General features: G+C 71.9%; 10 protein-coding genes. 6 read left to right on the top strand and 4 right to left on the bottom strand.

What is annotated here, in order from left to right:
- Window positions 1–43: 43 nt before the first annotated feature.
- The 4 genes from speB to ACWCO8_RS28400 all read left to right on the top strand — a co-directional run bounded on the left by speB (window position 44) and on the right by ACWCO8_RS28400 (window position 7,360).
- Window positions 44–1,024, top strand: a complete 981-nt coding sequence (speB, locus tag ACWCO8_RS28415) for an agmatinase (RefSeq protein WP_451034664.1) — start codon at window positions 44–46, stop codon at window positions 1,022–1,024.
- Between the two features lie 205 nt (window positions 1,025–1,229).
- Window positions 1,230–2,912 carry a thiamine pyrophosphate-binding protein gene (locus tag ACWCO8_RS28410; RefSeq protein WP_451034663.1) on the top strand — a complete coding sequence of 561 codons (1,683 nt, stop codon included), beginning with the start codon at window positions 1,230–1,232 and terminating at the stop codon, window positions 2,910–2,912.
- Between the two features lie 215 nt (window positions 2,913–3,127).
- Window positions 3,128–6,871: an ABC transporter ATP-binding protein gene (locus tag ACWCO8_RS28405; protein ID WP_451034662.1), complete on the top strand. Its 3,744-nt coding sequence runs from the start codon at window positions 3,128–3,130 to the stop codon at window positions 6,869–6,871.
- An 84-nt stretch (window positions 6,872–6,955) separates the two neighbouring features.
- Window positions 6,956–7,360, top strand: a complete 405-nt coding sequence (locus ACWCO8_RS28400) for a hypothetical protein (RefSeq protein ID WP_451034814.1) — start codon at window positions 6,956–6,958, stop codon at window positions 7,358–7,360.
- A gap of 73 nt (window positions 7,361–7,433) precedes the next feature.
- Here ACWCO8_RS28400 and ACWCO8_RS28395 read toward each other — a convergent pair whose 3' ends face one another.
- On the bottom strand, window positions 7,434–8,891 hold the full coding sequence (locus ACWCO8_RS28395; protein ID WP_451034661.1) for a hypothetical protein: 1,458 nt from the start codon (window positions 8,889–8,891) through the stop codon (window positions 7,434–7,436).
- A gap of 176 nt (window positions 8,892–9,067) precedes the next feature.
- Here ACWCO8_RS28395 and ACWCO8_RS28390 point away from each other — a divergent pair, with 176 nt between their 5' ends.
- Window positions 9,068–10,519, top strand: a complete 1,452-nt coding sequence (locus ACWCO8_RS28390; protein WP_451034660.1) for an aminopeptidase — start codon at window positions 9,068–9,070, stop codon at window positions 10,517–10,519.
- Between the two features lie 25 nt (window positions 10,520–10,544).
- On the opposite strand, the gene ACWCO8_RS28385 is transcribed toward ACWCO8_RS28390, so the two are convergent.
- The 3 genes from ACWCO8_RS28385 to ACWCO8_RS28375 all read right to left on the bottom strand — a co-directional run bounded on the left by ACWCO8_RS28385 (window position 10,545) and on the right by ACWCO8_RS28375 (window position 14,156).
- Window positions 10,545–11,174, bottom strand: a complete 630-nt coding sequence (locus tag ACWCO8_RS28385; RefSeq protein WP_451034659.1) for a hypothetical protein — start codon at window positions 11,172–11,174, stop codon at window positions 10,545–10,547.
- Window positions 11,175–11,250: 76 nt separating this feature from the next.
- Window positions 11,251–13,125, bottom strand: coding sequence for a glycoside hydrolase family 3 protein (locus tag ACWCO8_RS28380; protein WP_451034658.1), 1,875 nt, complete (start codon window positions 13,123–13,125; stop codon window positions 11,251–11,253).
- Window positions 13,126–13,241: 116 nt separating this feature from the next.
- Window positions 13,242–14,156 (bottom strand): LysR family transcriptional regulator, encoded by a 915-nt coding sequence (locus tag ACWCO8_RS28375; RefSeq protein WP_451034657.1) that lies wholly within the window; start codon window positions 14,154–14,156, stop codon window positions 13,242–13,244.
- Between the two features lie 146 nt (window positions 14,157–14,302).
- Here ACWCO8_RS28375 and ACWCO8_RS28370 point away from each other — a divergent pair, with 146 nt between their 5' ends.
- Complete coding sequence (locus ACWCO8_RS28370; RefSeq protein WP_451034813.1) at window positions 14,303–15,229, top strand: EamA family transporter; 927 nt, start codon at window positions 14,303–14,305, stop codon at window positions 15,227–15,229.
- Window positions 15,230–15,236 lie beyond the last annotated feature (7 nt).

Here is a 15,236-nt window from a genome sequence, read left to right as displayed (position 1 = left end):
GGCCCCGGCCGGACACCACCGACACACCCAGGAGGACCCGACCATGAGCAGCAGCGACCAGAACGCCTTCCGCGGCCCCACCGACTCGTCCCGCATCCCGCGGTACGCCGGTCCCGCGACGTTCGCCCGGCTGCCGCGACTCGACGAGGTCGGCACCGCCGACGTCGCCGTGGTCGGCATCCCCTTCGACAGCGGTGTCTCCTACCGCCCCGGCGCCCGCTTCGGCGGCAACGCGATCCGCGAGGCCTCCCGCCTCCTGCGCCCGTACAACCCGGCGCAGGACGCCTCGCCGTTCGCGCTCGCGCAGGTCGCGGACGCCGGTGACATCGCCGCCAACCCGTTCAACATCAACGAGGCCGTCGAGACGATCGAGGCCGCGGCCGACGACCTGCTCGCCACGGGCGCGCGCATGATGACCCTCGGCGGCGACCACACCGTCGCGCTGCCGCTGCTGCGCTCCGTAGCCAAGAAGCACGGCCCGGTCGCGCTGCTCCACTTCGACGCGCACCTCGACACCTGGGACACGTACTTCGGCGCCGAGTACACCCACGGCACCCCGTTCCGCCGCGCCGTCGAGGAGGGCATCCTCGACACCTCCGCCCTGTCGCACGTCGGCACCCGCGGCCCGCTGTACGGCAAGCAGGACCTGACCGACGACGAGAAGATGGGCTTCGGCATCGTCACCTCGGCGGACATCTACCGCCGCGGCGCCGACGAGGTCGCCGACCAGCTGCGCCAGCGCATCGGCGACCGCCCGCTGTACATCTCCATCGACATCGACTGCCTCGACCCGGCCCACGCCCCCGGCACCGGCACCCCGGAGGCGGGCGGCATGACCTCCCGCGAGCTCCTGGAGATCCTGCGCGGCCTGTCCTCCTGCAACCTGGTCTCGGCGGACGTGGTGGAGGTGGCCCCGGCCTACGACCACGCGGAGATCACGGCGGTCGCGGCCTCGCACACGGCGTACGAACTGACGACGATCATGTCCCGCCAGATCGCGGCGGGGCGCGCCTCCGGCGCGTAGTAACCCCTGGGGTCGGGTGGGGCGTCCGTGAAGGGCGCCCCCATTCGACCACCGGGTCGGGTGGGGGCGTCCGCGAACGGCGCCCCACCCCGACCACCGGGCTGGGTGGGTGCGTCCGCGAACGGCGCCCCACTCCGACCACCTGCCCGTACGCGATCACCGGCCGTACCGACCGACCGAGCCACGCCCCGAGGGGACCCGTCACATGACCCACGACCACGACCTCGTGCTGCGCCCCACCGCCGCGCAGACGGCCGCCGCCCTCAACCCGCCCGCCGGGCGCAACGGCGGTGACCTCGTCGTCGAGACCCTGACCGGTCTCGGTGCGACGACCGTCTTCGGGCTCCCCGGCCAGCACGCGCTCGGCATGTTCGACGCGCTGCGCCGCTCCTCGCTCACGTACGTCGGGCTGCGCGTCGAGAACAACGCGGGCTTCGCGGCGGACGCGTACGGCCGGATGACCGGCGAGGCGGCCCCGCTGCTGCTCTCGACGGGCCCCGGCGCGCTGATGTCGCTCGCCGCGCTCCAGGAGGCGGCGGCCGCCTCCGCGCCGGTGCTCGCGATCGGCAGCCAGGTCCCGGTGGCGGGGCTCGGCGGCGGCCGGCACGGGTACCTGCACGAGCTGCGCGACCAGCAGGCGTCCTTCCGGGACATCGTGAAGTCGGTGCACACGGTCCGTACGCAGTCCCAGATCCCGTCCGCGATCGCGGCGGCCTGGGAGTCCGCGCTGACCGCCCCGCACGGGCCGGTCTGGGTGGAGATCCCGCAGGACGTGCTGCTCGCGGAGACGACCCTGCCGGTCGTCACGGCGATGGACGCGACGCCGGAAGAGGTCGTTCCGCGCCCCGAGCTGACGGCGGTGGCGGCGCACCTGCTCGCGAACGCCGAGCGGCCGGCGATCATCGCGGGCGGCGGAGTCGTGCGCTCGGACGCGACCGGCAAGCTGCTGGCGCTGGCCGAGCGGATCGACGCGCCCGTGGTCACGACCTTCGGCGGCAAGGGCGCGTTCCCGTGGGAGCACCCGCTGTCGCTGCAGTCCTGGCTGGAGGACCGGCACACCACGGACTTCCTGGAGGACGCGGACGTCCTGCTGGTCGTCGGCTCGGGTCTCGGGGAGCTGTCCTCGAACTACCACACGTTCGCGCCGCGCGGCCGGGTGATCCAGATCGAGGCGGACGCGGGCAAGCTGGAGTCCAACCACCCGGCGCTCGGCATCCACGCGGACGCGCGCCTGGCGCTCCAGGCGCTCCTGGAGACGGTGGAGGAGCGTACGGACGCGACGGCCCCGGAGCGGGTGGCGGCCGTCCTGACGAAGGTCAGGGACCGCATCGCGGCGCAGGACCTCGGCCTGGAGCAGCGGATCGTGGCGTCGGTGCGGGAGGCGCTGCCGGACGACTCGCCGAGCTTCTGGGACATGACGATCCTGGCGTACTGGGCCTGGTCGGCCTTCGACGCCCGCCACCCGAACACCATGCACTCGGCCCAGGGCGCCGGCGGCCTCGGCTACGGCTTCCCCGCCGCCCTCGGCGCGGCGGCCGCCGACCCGACGCGCCCGGTCCTCGCGGTCTCGGGCGACGGCGGCGCGATGTACTCGATCGCGGAGCTGGCGACGGCGAAGCAGTACGGCTCGAACGTCACGTGGCTCATCGTCGACGACGGCGGCTACGGCATCCTGCGCGAGTACATGACGGAGGCCTTCGGCGAGGCCACGGCCACCGAACTCTCCCGCCCGGACTTCGTGGCCCTGTCCGAGTCCTTCGGCGTCCCTGCCCTCCGCACGACCCCGGAGACCCTGACGGAGGACCTCGCGAAGTCCCTCGCCACCCCGGGCCCCTCGGTCGTCGTCCTCCCGGCCCTGCTGCGGATGTTCGAGCCGACGCACCTCTGACACTCCCGGTCACGGGGCCGTACCGCGTCTGACGCTCCCGGCCCCGGGGCCGTACCGCGTCCGACGCTCCCGGCCCCGGGGCCGTACCCCGTCTGACGTTCCACGGTCCTAGGACCAGCGACCGGTCTTGCCCCACAGTTTGTTGCGGCGGGATGAAATCGCAGTCCAGCCGTGTTGGAGCCTTCCGGTAGAGCAGGACGAACGGGAGGCACCACGTGGCCGTGGCGGGGCAGAAACAGGCGGGGCGGCAGGGGGAGCCGCGTGCGCAGGGGTGGGCGCGGAGGCTGAGTGCGTACGCCTGGCGGTACAAGGCCAATGTCGTGCTCGCCCTCGGGTCCTCCCTCGCCGGGATGGCCGTCCTCGCGCTCGTACCGCTCATCACCAAGGTCATCATCGACGACGTCATCGGTGCGAAGACCCGGTCGCTGAGCCTGTGGACCGGGCTTCTCGTCGGCGCCGCCGTCGTCGTCTACGTCCTCACCTACATCCGCCGCTACTACGGCGGCCGGCTCGCCCTCGACGTCCAGCACGACCTCCGTACCGAGATGTACGGCACCATCACCCGGCTCGACGGCCGCCGGCAGGACGAGCTGTCCACCGGGCAGGTCGTCGGCCGCGCCACCAGCGACCTCCAGCTCATCCAGGGCCTGCTCTTCATGCTCCCGATGACGATCGGGAACGTCCTGCTCTTCCTGATCTCGCTGGCCGTCATGGCCTGGCTCTCCCTCCCCCTCACCCTCGTCGCCCTCGCCGTCGCCCCCGCCCTCTGGTTCATCGCCAAGCGCAGCCGCGCCCGCCTCCACCCCGCCACCTGGTACGCCCAGGCCCAGGCCGCCACCGTCGCGGGCGTCGTCGACGGCTCCGTGACCGGCGTCCGCGTCGTCAAGGGCTTCGGGCAGGAGGACCAGGAGACCGGGAAGATCCGCGAGGCCAGCCGCAAGCTCTTCGCCGGACGCCTCCGCACCATCCGGCTCAACGCCCGCTACACCCCCGCCCTCCAGTCCGTGCCCGCCCTCGGCCAGGTCGCCGTCCTCGCCCTCGGCGGCTGGCTCGCCACCCGCGGTCAGATCACCCTCGGCACCTTCGTCGCCTTCTCCGCCTACCTCGCCTCCCTCGTCGGCCCCGTCCGCATGCTCGCCATGGTCCTCACCGTCGCCCAGCAGGCCCGCGCCGGCGTCGACCGCGTCCTGGAGCTCATCGACACCGAGCCGGTCATCAAGGACGGCACGAAGGAGCTGCCCGCCGACGCCGAGGCGACCGTCGAGTTCGACGACGTGAGCTTCGCGTACGAGGACGGTCGGCCCGTCCTCGACGGGTTCTCCCTCGAGATCCGCGCCGGCGAGACCGTCGCCGTCGTCGGCGCCTCCGGCTCCGGCAAGTCCACCGTCTCCCTCCTCCTGCCGCGCTTCTACGACGTCGACCACGGCGCCGTCCTCGTCGGCGGCCACGACGTTCGCGAGCTCACCCAGGACTCCCTGCGCGCCGCCATCGGGCTCGTCCCCGAGGACAGCTTCCTGTTCTCCGACACCGTCCGCTCCAACATCGCGTACGGCCACCCCGACGCCACCCAGGAGCAGATCGAGACCGCCGCCCGCGCCGCCCAGGCGGACCGTTTCATCGCCGAGCTGCCCGACGGCTACGACACCAAGGTCGGCGAGCACGGCCTCACCCTCTCCGGCGGCCAGCGCCAGCGCGTCGCCCTCGCCCGCGCGATCCTCACCGACCCCCGGCTGCTCCTCCTCGACGACGCCACCTCCGCCGTCGACGCGCGCGTGGAGCACGAGATCCACGAGGCCCTCGCCTCCGTGATGGCCGGCCGCACCACCCTCCTCATCGCCCACCGCCGCTCCACCCTCGGCCTCGCCGACCGGATCGCGGTCCTCGACGACGGCCGGCTCTCCGACATCGGCACCCACGAGGAGCTGGAGAAGCGTTCCGCCCTCTACCGACGGCTCCTCACCGACCCCGACGAGCTCGGCGGCGTCTCGCCCGGCCACACCGTCCCCGTCGAACTGCCCGAGGACCGCACCCTCCGTGCCGAACTCGATGCCGAGTTCGACGCCGAACGCGGCATCACCCCCACCCTCTGGGTCCGCGAGGAGGCCGAGAGCGAGGAGTCCCAGACCCCCGGGGCCACCCCCGAACTCCTCGCCGCCGTCGAGGCGCTGCCGCCCGCCACCGACACCCCCGACATCGACGAGGCCCGCGCGGTCACCCCCGAGGACTCCTACGGGCTGCGCCGCCTGCTGCGCGGATTCAAGGTCCCCCTCCTCATCAGCCTCGGCCTCGTCGCCGTCGACGCCGGCATGGGCCTGCTGCTGCCGGTCCTGATCCGGCACGGCATCGACGACGGCGTGAACAAGCTCGCGATGGGCGCCGTCTGGGCCGCCTCCGCACTCGCGCTGCTCACCGTCGTCGTGCAGTGGTTCGCGCAGACCGCCGAGATCAAGATGACCGGCCGCACCGGCGAACGCGTCCTCTACGCCCTGCGCCTGAAGATCTTCGCCCAGCTCCAGCGGCTCGGCCTCGACTACTACGAGCGCGAGCTGACCGGCCGGATCATGACCCGGATGACGACGGACGTCGACGCCCTGTCGACGTTCCTCCAGACGGGTCTGGTCACCGCCTTCGTCTCCGTCACGACCTTCTTCGGCATCATGGGCGCGCTGCTCGTGCTCGACCTCCAGCTCGCCCTGGTCGTGTTCGCGACGCTCCCCGTCCTCGCCGTCGCCACGTACTTCTTCCGCCGCTCCAGCGTGAAGGCGTACGAACTGGCGCGTGAGCGGATCAGCGTCGTCAACGCCGACCTCCAGGAGTCGGTCTCCGGCCTCCGCATCGTGCAGGCCTTCCGCCGCGAGCACTCGGGCGTCGCCCACTTCACGGCCCGCAGCGACGACTACCGCGAAGCGCGCGTCCGCGGCCAGTGGCTGATCTCGATCTACTTCCCCTTCGTCACCCTCCTCTCCTCCGTGGCAGCGGCCGCGGTGATGATCGTCGGCGCGAACAGAATCGAAGCCGGCACCCTCACCACGGGCGCCCTGGTCGCGTACCTCCTCTACATCGACCTCTTCTTCGCCCCGGTCCAGCAGCTCTCCCAGGTCTTCGACGGCTACCAGCAGGCCACCGTCTCCCTGAAGCGCATGCAGGAGCTGCTCCAGGAGCCGACGTCGACGGCCGCGGCGCCCGAACCCCTGGACGTCCTCTCCCTGCGCGGCGAGATCGCCTTCGAGGACGTGTCGTTCGCGTACGGCGGCGAGGAGGAGGCCCTGACGGGCATCGACCTGCGGATCCCGGCAGGCCAGACGGTCGCCTTCGTGGGCGAGACGGGCGCGGGCAAGTCCACCCTCGTCAAACTGGTCGCCCGCTTCTACGACCCCACCACGGGCCGGGTCACGGCCGACGGCACGGACCTCAAGGACCTGGACCTCACCTCGTACCGCCACCGGCTCGGCGTGGTCCCGCAGGAGGCGTACCTCTTCGCCGGGACGGTCCGCGACGCGATCGCGTACGGCCGCCCCGAGGCGACCGACGCCGAGGTCGAGGCGGCGGCCCGCGCGGTCGGCGCACACGACATGATCGCGACCCTGGACGGCGGCTACCTCCACGAGGTCGCCGAACGCGGCCGCAACCTCTCCGCGGGCCAGCGCCAGCTGATCGCCCTCGCCCGCGCCGAGCTCGTCGACCCCGACATCCTGCTCCTCGACGAGGCGACGGCCGCCCTGGACCTGGCCACGGAGGCCCAGGTCAACCAGGCCACCGACCGCCTGGCCGGCCGCCGCACAACGCTGGTGGTGGCCCACCGCCTCACCACAGCGGCCCGCGCGGACCGTGTGATCCTCATGGCCCACGGCCGGGTGGCGGAGGACGGCACCCACGACGAACTCCTGGCGAGGGGCGGCAGCTACGCGGAGCTCTGGAAGGCCTTCATCGGCGAGGAGGAGCCGGCAAGGGCTCTCTGAGGACTGCGGACCGAGGACGCAACCGCTTGGCCCCCTCCTGCGTCGTACGCATGTACGGCAAGGAGTCAGGAGGGGATCCAGGTGTTGTTCGGGTTCAAGGTGACGAAACACGGCCGCCGCCTGCTCGGCCACGCCCTCGCGGTCCTGCTCACGACCACCACCCTCACCCTCGCCGGCCCAGCCGTCGCGCGCGCCGACGCCGCCTCGCTCTGCGCAGGCCGCCCGACGAAGACGGTGGCCTTCCCGGGCGGCGAACTCCGCCTCTACCGCAGCCGCCAGTACGTCTGCGCCACCACAGTCGCCACCCACCCCGGCGCCCGCCGCGCGATGTCGATCTCCCTCCAACCCCGAGGCGGCCACCCCGCAGTAGACACCGGCCGCTACACCCGCCAGGCCGGCCCCATAACCGTCCACGCCCTCAACCGCTGCGTCCGCGCCACGGGCGCGATCGCGGGCCGGAGCGCATCGACGGGGTGGGTGCTGTGCTGACGGGCGGGTGACGTCGACGATGCGGCGCCCGGACCGGCCGAAGCCGACCCGGGCGCGCCTCCTTCTCCCGTAGCTACGGCGTCACGCTGAACAGCATTCGCTTGCCCGGGTGTTCGGTGACCGTCCAGAGGCGGTCAGGGGTGCCGGGCCAGACCGAGTAGTCCTCTACGCCGATCGCGGAGATGCGGCGGGGGGAGGTCTCGGTGAGGCGGCCCGTCGCTGTGTCGGGCCTGGCGACGAGGACCCTGCCGTTCTTCTGGCCGCGGCTCTGGCTGAGGTAGTACGTGCCGTCGATGACGGCGGCTCCCTGGATGCCGCCGTTGTCCTCGTAGGCCGAGTCGAACGGGACGCGGTACGCCGAGTCGGCCGCCCAGGTGCCGTTCGCGTTCAGGGCCGGGGTTCCGCCGCTGGTGTTCATCGGCCAGCGGATGATCCGGCCGGTCGTGAGCGCGTCCGTGACCTCCGCCTTCTCGCACCACTCGCCCGTGGTGATGTGCCGCGTGGCCGAGGAACGGTCGAGGCTCGCGAAGCTGGTCTTCGGCGTGATGTCCGTGGCCTTGCAGGTCTTCGTCTCGTCCTGCATGTCGCACGGAGTGCCGGGCGCCGGCTCCACCGTGTCGCAGGCCGCGTTCGTCCAGCCGTCGCTCTGCGGCAGGATGTAGCGGTAGCCATGGGCGTTGTACACGCCGTCCTGCCGGCCGATCGCCGTCTTGGACTTGCCCCACTTCTCGGCCGGCAGCGCACCCAGGTCGATGATGTCGCGCAGGTCGAAGACGCGGAAGCCGCGGTTCGTGTCCGCCACGTACAGGTAGTAGCCGTACCAGACGATCCCGCCCGCGTGCAGCGAGCCGTACTGCTTCTGGCTCGTCGAGTAGTGCTGCGACGTGCGGACGCTCATGTAGCTGGCGTTGCCGGAGTCGTTGATGAACGGGTACACCAGCAGGACGTGGGCGTACTTCCCCGTGCTGGAGTCGATGAACGAGAGCCGGACGCCCTTGCGTTCGGTGTTGGTGCCGCCCTCGTCGACGTCGTCCGGGATCTTGTCCGAGCCGGTCCAGTCGTCCTTGTTGTACCAGGTCACCAGCATCGGCTTGTGGTCCGCCGGGTTCCACCCGGTCTCCGGGTCGCCCCAGGTCTGGTCCTCGTCGGCGTCCGCGACCGTGGTCACGCCCTGCGGCCACCACTCCGAGTCGCTGTTGCCGTTGTCGGAGGCGTCGAAGCAGAAGCTGCGCGCGAAGCCCTGCGGGGTCGTGCCGGGCTCGACGGCCGCCGCGTTGCAGACGCCGTTGCTCCACTGGCCCGAACGGCCGCTCGTCTGCGCCTCCTTGAGCAGCGAGTTCACGCCAATGTTGGGCAGGTCGGCTTTGAGTTTGGATATTCGGCTCTCGAGCTCCGCCTTGTTGGAGAGCGGGCGCAGTTCGAAGTTGGAGAGTTCGAGGCCGGGGTCGGCGGCGGCCTGCGCCGGTGCCGCCATCCCTGTCGCCAGCAGTGACGCGGCGACGGTGGCCATGAGCGCCACCTTCGCCCTCACCCTGTAACTCCTCCTCATACGTGTCCTCCCGTGTCGTGCCTTGTGCTGCATGGCTTGCGGGAGTTTAGGTGATGGCTACACAGATCTTGATCGCGGGTAAGGAGCAACTGGGTCTGGCGGTACGCACGTTGACCCCGCTAGGTTCGCGACACCGTTGTGAACCAAGGGGAGGGTGAATGCGCAAGTCGCTGAGATGGCTGATGTCGCTCACGGTGCTCATAGGCACCGTCGGCGCGGGTGGTGCGGCCACCGCCGCCGAGCCGGCCACCGGCAGTCCGACCGCCGTCGCGGACAGCGCCGTCGGTACGGACATCAAGGACCGCATCCTGGCGATCCCCGGGATGAGCCTCATCGAGGAGAAGCCGTACGCCGGCTACCGCTACTTCGTCCTCGAGTACACCCAGCCGGTGGACCACCGCCGCCCCTGGAAGGGCACGTTCAAGCAGCGGCTCTCGCTGCTGCACAAGGACACCGACCGGCCGACCGTCTTCCACACCAGCGGTTACGGCCTGAGCACCACCCCCAGCCGCCGCGAGCCCACCCGGATCATCGACGGCAACCAGGTCTCCATGGAGTACCGCTTCTTCACGCCGTCCCGGCCGCAGCCCGCCGACTGGACCAAGCTGGACATCTACCAGGCCGCGAGCGACCAGCACCGTATCTTCACCGCGCTGAAGAAGATCTACGGCAAGAAGTGGCTCTCCACCGGCGCCTCCAAGGGCGGTATGACGGCGACGTACTACGAGCGCTTCTACCCCCGTGACATGGACGGCGTGGTCGCCTACGTGGCGCCGAACGACGTGAACAACAAGGAGGACTCGGCCTACGACCGGTTCTTCGAGACCGTCGGCACCAAGGAGTGCCGCGACCGGCTCAACGCGATGCAGCGCGAGGCGCTGATCCGCCGCGAGCCGCTGCAGAAGAAGTACAAGGAGTGGGCGGAGACCGAGGGCGCGACCTTCAACACCGTCGGCTCCCTGGACAAGGCGTACGAGGCCGTCGTCCTGGACTTCGTCTGGGGCTTCTGGCAGTACTACGGCCAGGACGTCTGCGCCGACGTGCCGGACGCGGCCACCGCGAGCGACGACACCGTCTACCAGACGATCGACGCCTACTCGGGCTGGTCCTTCTACACCGACCAGGGCCTCGACCCGTACACCCCGTACTACTACCAGGCCGCCACCGAGCTGGGCTCGCCCGGCATCAAGCTCCCGCACCTCAACGGCCTGACCCGGTACGGCTACCAGCCCGCGCGGAACTTCGTCCCGCGCGAGATCCCGACCACGTTCAAGCCGGCGGCCATGCGCGACGTCGACAGTTGGGTCCGCCACAACGCGAACCAGATGCTCTTCGTCTACGGCGGCAACGACCCGTGGGGAGCCGAGCCGTTCCGCCTCGGCAAGGGCGCCCGTGACAGCTACGTCTTCACGGCCCCCGGCGCCAACCACGGCGCCCAGGTCGCCGGTCTCGTCGAGGCCGAGCGCACCAAGGCCACGGCCCGCATCCTCGCCTGGGCCGGCGTCGAGGCCCCGGCCGTCCAGGCCGGACAGCCCCTGGCCCGCTTCGACGCCCGTCTCGACAACGCGACGGACGACGAGCTGAAGAGGGAGCACGGTCTGCGTCCGTAGACCCGGCTTCAGCGCCCGGCGTGCTTCACAGCCGCCGGGCGCACCCCACCGGGCGCTCCCCGCCCAGCGCCACGAACAGTGCGGTGGTGGGCGGGCAGTGGTCCCGGCTGGTGACCGCCGACGCGACCCGGAACGCGGGTGGCCGTTCCCCCGATCCGTCGCAGGCGGTCTCCTTCACCCGCCCCGCACCCGAGGAATCCGTCGGCGCCACGCAGTCCCCGACGACGGTGTGCGGCCCGCCGCCCTGACCGGGGTCACCGGGATGCGGCGGTTCCAGATTCCGCATGCAGGCGTAGCCGCGCGGTACCGAGCCGTCGCCGTTCTCGTCCGCCGCCGGGCGGCTCTCCGAGACGTGCAGGACGAAGTCCGTGGTCGGCGGGCAGCTCGGGGCGTCCGAGGTGAGCCCCTGGTACCGGGTGGTCACCCGTGCGACGGCCCTCTCGCTCGTGCACGGCACCTCGCGGAACACCGTCCCGCGCGTGGAGCAGTCCCCGGGCCCCAGGAACGAGGCCCCGGGGTCGTGGGGTGTGCTCGTGTACGTGACGGGGAGCGGCGGCCCGCCGTCGGGGGCCTGTTGGCATCCGGTCAGGGCGCATCCGGTCAGGGCGAGGAGCAGCCCCGCCGTCCACACCGCGGGGCTTGAGAGAGCGCGCATGAGAGACCCCCGTTCTCCTCGGTTCCAGCGTCGCCCGCCGGGGCGGGCGGACGCCAGGGAGAACGGGGGGCCTGCGTCACTGGTTACGTCTCGCGTAGGACAGGCCGTGGCCGACCGGGTACAGCACCCGCGCCGGATCGTCCGCACGCTGCACGGGAACGGGCAGACGGCCCTGCGGCCGGGCGTGTCCGGCGATCACCCGGACGGCGGCGCGGAGTTCGACGTCGGTCCAGGAGTACGCGGCGAGCGTGGCCCGCTGTCCGCGGAGCTGGGCGATGTCGTACGGGTTGCGGATCGCGACCGTCACGACGGGCACCCCGGTCGCCACGAGGCGGTCGACGAGGGTGCGTTGGGGGCTGGTCGCCGAGACGTTGTACGTGCCGACGACGACCAGGTCCTTGCCGGCGGCGGCCGCCACGGCCTCCTCGATCTTCGCCGCGGTCGGGGTGATCCCGGTGGACAGCGCGGTGGCGGTGAAGCCGAGCGCCGTGAACTCGCCGGCCAGGGTGGTGGTCGGCGGCCCGGTGGTGCCCGAGGGGGAGGCCGGGTCGGCGCCGACGACCAGGACCGCGGAGTGGCTGCGGCGGCTGACCGGCAGGAAGCCGCGCTCGTTGAGGAGCAGGGTGGTGGTGGCCTCGGCGATCCGGTCGGCCCGGGCGAGATGCCCGCGGGTGCCGACCGTACGGTCCACTCCGCCGCCGGTCACGTACGGGCGGCGGAAGAGCCCCAGCTTCGCCTTGAGGCGCAGGATCCGCAGGATCGATTCATCTAGCCGGGCCTCGGTCAGCTCGCCGTCCTGGACGGCCTTGAGGACCGCGTTCCAGGCGATGTCCAGCTTCGGCGGGTTGAGCAGCTGGTCGACGCCGGCCTTGAGCGCGAGGACGGGCACGCGCTCGTCGCCGTACTTGGTCCGTACGCCCTCCATGCCGAGGGAGTCCGTCACCACCACGCCGTCGTAGCCGAGCTGTTCGCGCAGGATGCCGGTGAGGATGGGGCGGGAGAGGGTCGCCGGGTCCTCGCTCGGGTCGAGCGCGGGGACGACGATGTGCGCGGTCATGATCGAGTCGATGCCGGCGGCGATCGCGGAGCGGAACGGCGGGGCGTCGAGCTCGGCCCACTGCTCGCGGGTGTGGGTGATGGTCGGCAGGCCGTAGTGGCTGTCGACGGCGGTGTCGCCGTGCCCGGGGAAGTGCTTGGAGGTCGCCGCGACCCCGGCCGACTGGTACCCCCTGACCTGGGCGGACACCAGGTCGGCGACGGCCTCCGGGTCGGAGCCGAAGGAGCGGACGCCGATGACCGGGTTGGCGGGGTTGACGTTGACGTCGGCGACGGGCGCGTAGTTCTGCCGGATGCCGACGGCGGCCAGTTCGGCGCCCGCGATCCGGGCGGCCTCGCGGGCGTCGGAGCGGGAGCCGCCGGCGCCGAGCGCCATCGCGCCGGGGACCAGGGTGGCCGGTTCGCCGACCCGGCAGACGATGCCGTGCTCCTGGTCGGTGGAGATGAGGGCGGGGACGGGCGTGGGCTGCGCGAGGGCGGCCCGCTGGATGCCGTTGGAGAGGTCGGCGATCTGGTGCGGGTCGCGGGTGTTGTGCGCCCAGGAGAAGTAGATGACGCCGCCGACGTGGTACTTCTCGACCAGCTCGGCGGCGGTGCGGACGCCGATCTCCTTGAGGTTCAGGTCGATGTCGACCTGGTCGGGGGCGGTGGCGGAGTGGCCGTACACCCGCATGACGAAGAGCTGGCCGACCTTCTCTTCGAGGGACATCCGGGAGATGAGCGCCTGGAGCGTGCGCTCGCTCGACGCGTCGCCGGCCGCCTGGGCGGGGGTGCCGACTCCGGTGACGGCGGCCGCGGCGGCCGCGGCGGAGACCGTGAGAAGGGTGCGTCGGGAGGGGGAAGCAGAGGCAGAGGGGGTGGGGGAGGGAGAGGTGGCGGGGGCGCGGTGGTGCACTGATGCTCCTTCCGGCCGTGCGGGATGGGGAGGGAAGTCGGTGAAGGAAACTTCCAAGGAGCACGGATAGCCCGAAAGTAACTGCCAGGTCAAGGACCTGAGCAGGAATCGGCCCCTCAGGTCGCCTCCGACGCCACCCGCGGCCAGTGCTCCTGAAGCGTCCTGACGGTCTCGGTGATCGCCGGGCGGCGGGCCGCGCCCGTACGCCAGAGCGCGTGCAGCCGGCGCCTCGGCACCGGGTCGAGCCGGACCGGGGTCACCTCCGGCGGCAGCGTCCCGCGCCCGAGGCGCGGCACCATCGCGATCCCGAGACCGGCCGCGACCAGGGCGACCTGGGTGTGGTTCTCCTCGGCCTGGTGAACGACGTGCGGTTCACAGCCGGTCGACCGCAGGGTCTGCATCAGCCAGTCGTGGCAGACGGAGCCCGGCGGCTGCGTGATCCACCGCTGCTCCGCCAGCTCCTCCCGCCGTACCGACGCCCGGCCCGCCAGCGGATGGCCGTGGGGGACGAGGACGTCGCACAGGTCGTCGCCGATCACCGCCTGTTCGAGCCCGGGCGGGGACGGCATCGGAGAGATGTCCCAGTCGTGGGCGACGGCGAGGTCGATCACTCCCCGTCCGACGAGCTCGATGGAGATGTGTGGGTCGACCTCCGTCAGGCGGGCGTCGAGCGCGGGGTGCCGGGCCGCCAGATCGGCGAGGACCCGGGGCATCAGGCCGCGTGCCGCGCTCGCGAAGCAGCCGATCGAGAGCCGCCCGGCGGGCAGCCCGCGGCGCTCTTCGAGCCGTACCTCCGCCTGCTCGACGATCGACAGCAACTGCTCGGCGGTGGCGGCCAGTTGGTACGCCTCGTCGGTGAGCCTGACCCCGCGGCCCCGGCGTTCGAGCAGGGTCGTACGGGTCTCCCGCTCCAGCTTCGCGATCTGCTGGGAGACGGCCGACGGGGTGTACCCGAGAGCGGCGGCCGCGGCGCCGACGGACCCGTGGACGGAGACGGCGTGAAGGGCGCGCAGGCGGCCGAGATCGAGCATGGGCGGGCTCCTCGGGGCTTCTCGGGGCGCCTCGGGGCGCCTCGGTTCGGCGAGGCGGGCGTGGCTCTGGATGAAGTGTTGCTTCATCCAACCATGAAGAGATACGCGCTGGTGCTACACGATGGGGATGGGTGACGCTCTTTCTTATGCGCCCTGCCCACATCGCCCTGGCCGCGTTCGTCGCCGCCGTCTGGGGAGTCAACTTCGTCGTCATCGAGATCGGCCTCGACCACTTCCCGCCGCTGCTCTTCTCCGCCCTCCGCTTCCTCGTCGCCGCGCTGCCCGCGGTGTTCCTGGTCGGCCGGCCCACGGTCGCCTGGAAGTGGATCGTGGGGGTCGGACTCGCCCTGGGCGTGGCGAAGTTCGGGCTGCTCTTCACGGGCATGGACCTCGGCGCCCCCGCCGGGCTCTCCTCGCTGATCCTGCAGATCCAGGCGGTCTTCACGGCCCTGTTCGCCTTCGTCGCGCTCGGCGAACGGCCCGGGAAGGTGAAGATCGCGGGCATGGCGGTCGCACTCGCGGGCATCGGCGTCGCGGCGGTCGACGAGGGCGCGTCCGGGCCGCTGGTGGGCTTCGCGCTGTGCATCGCGGCGGCGGCCTGCTGGGGCGTCTCCAACGTCCTGACCCGCAAGGCGTCCCCGCCCGACGCCCTCAACTTCATGGTCTGGGTCAGCACCGTGCCCGTGCTGCCGCTGCTCGCCCTCTCGCTCCTCCTGGAGGGGCCGGAGCGCGACTTCGAAGCGCTGCGCGGGCTCGACTGGACCGGCGCGGGCGTCATCGTCTACTGCGCCTGGGTCGTCACCGTCTTCGGCTTCGGCGCGTGGGGCTGGCTGCTGCGCCGCTACCCGGCGTCCTCGGTAGCCCCGTTCTCCCTCCTGGTCCCCGTCTTCGGCATGTCCTCGGCGGCGCTGTTCCTGGGCGAGGGCGTCTCACCCCTGCGCTGGTGCGCGGCGGCGCTGTTGGTCGGGGGAGTGGCGCTGTCGACGCTGACGTGGGGTCGAGCGGCGGGCACGGCGAAGGGGGACGCGGCTATGGACCCGGCCTCGGAGGTGCCTGCCCACGCGCGAACCTGAGAGGCGC

Source organism: Streptomyces sp. NPDC001927 (genome assembly GCF_053594455.1).
Note: the sequence above shows the minus strand (reverse complement) of the source record. Positions and strands in the feature narration are given on the sequence as shown.

Bases quoted from the DNA above. Each gene is read 5' to 3' on its own strand.
- speB (WP_451034664.1), top strand. From the start codon at position 44: ATGAGCAGCAGCGACCAGAACGCCTTCCGCGGCCCCACCGACTCGTCC.
- ACWCO8_RS28410 (WP_451034663.1), top strand. From the start codon at position 1,230: ATGACCCACGACCACGACCTCGTGCTGCGCCCCACCGCCGCGCAGACG.
- ACWCO8_RS28390 (WP_451034660.1), top strand. From the start codon at position 9,068: ATGCGCAAGTCGCTGAGATGGCTGATGTCGCTCACGGTGCTCATAGGC.
- ACWCO8_RS28385 (WP_451034659.1), bottom strand. From the start codon at position 11,174: ATGCGCGCTCTCTCAAGCCCCGCGGTGTGGACGGCGGGGCTGCTCCTC.
- ACWCO8_RS28375 (WP_451034657.1), bottom strand. From the start codon at position 14,156: ATGCTCGATCTCGGCCGCCTGCGCGCCCTTCACGCCGTCTCCGTCCAC.
- ACWCO8_RS28370 (WP_451034813.1), top strand. From the start codon at position 14,303: ATGCGCCCTGCCCACATCGCCCTGGCCGCGTTCGTCGCCGCCGTCTGG.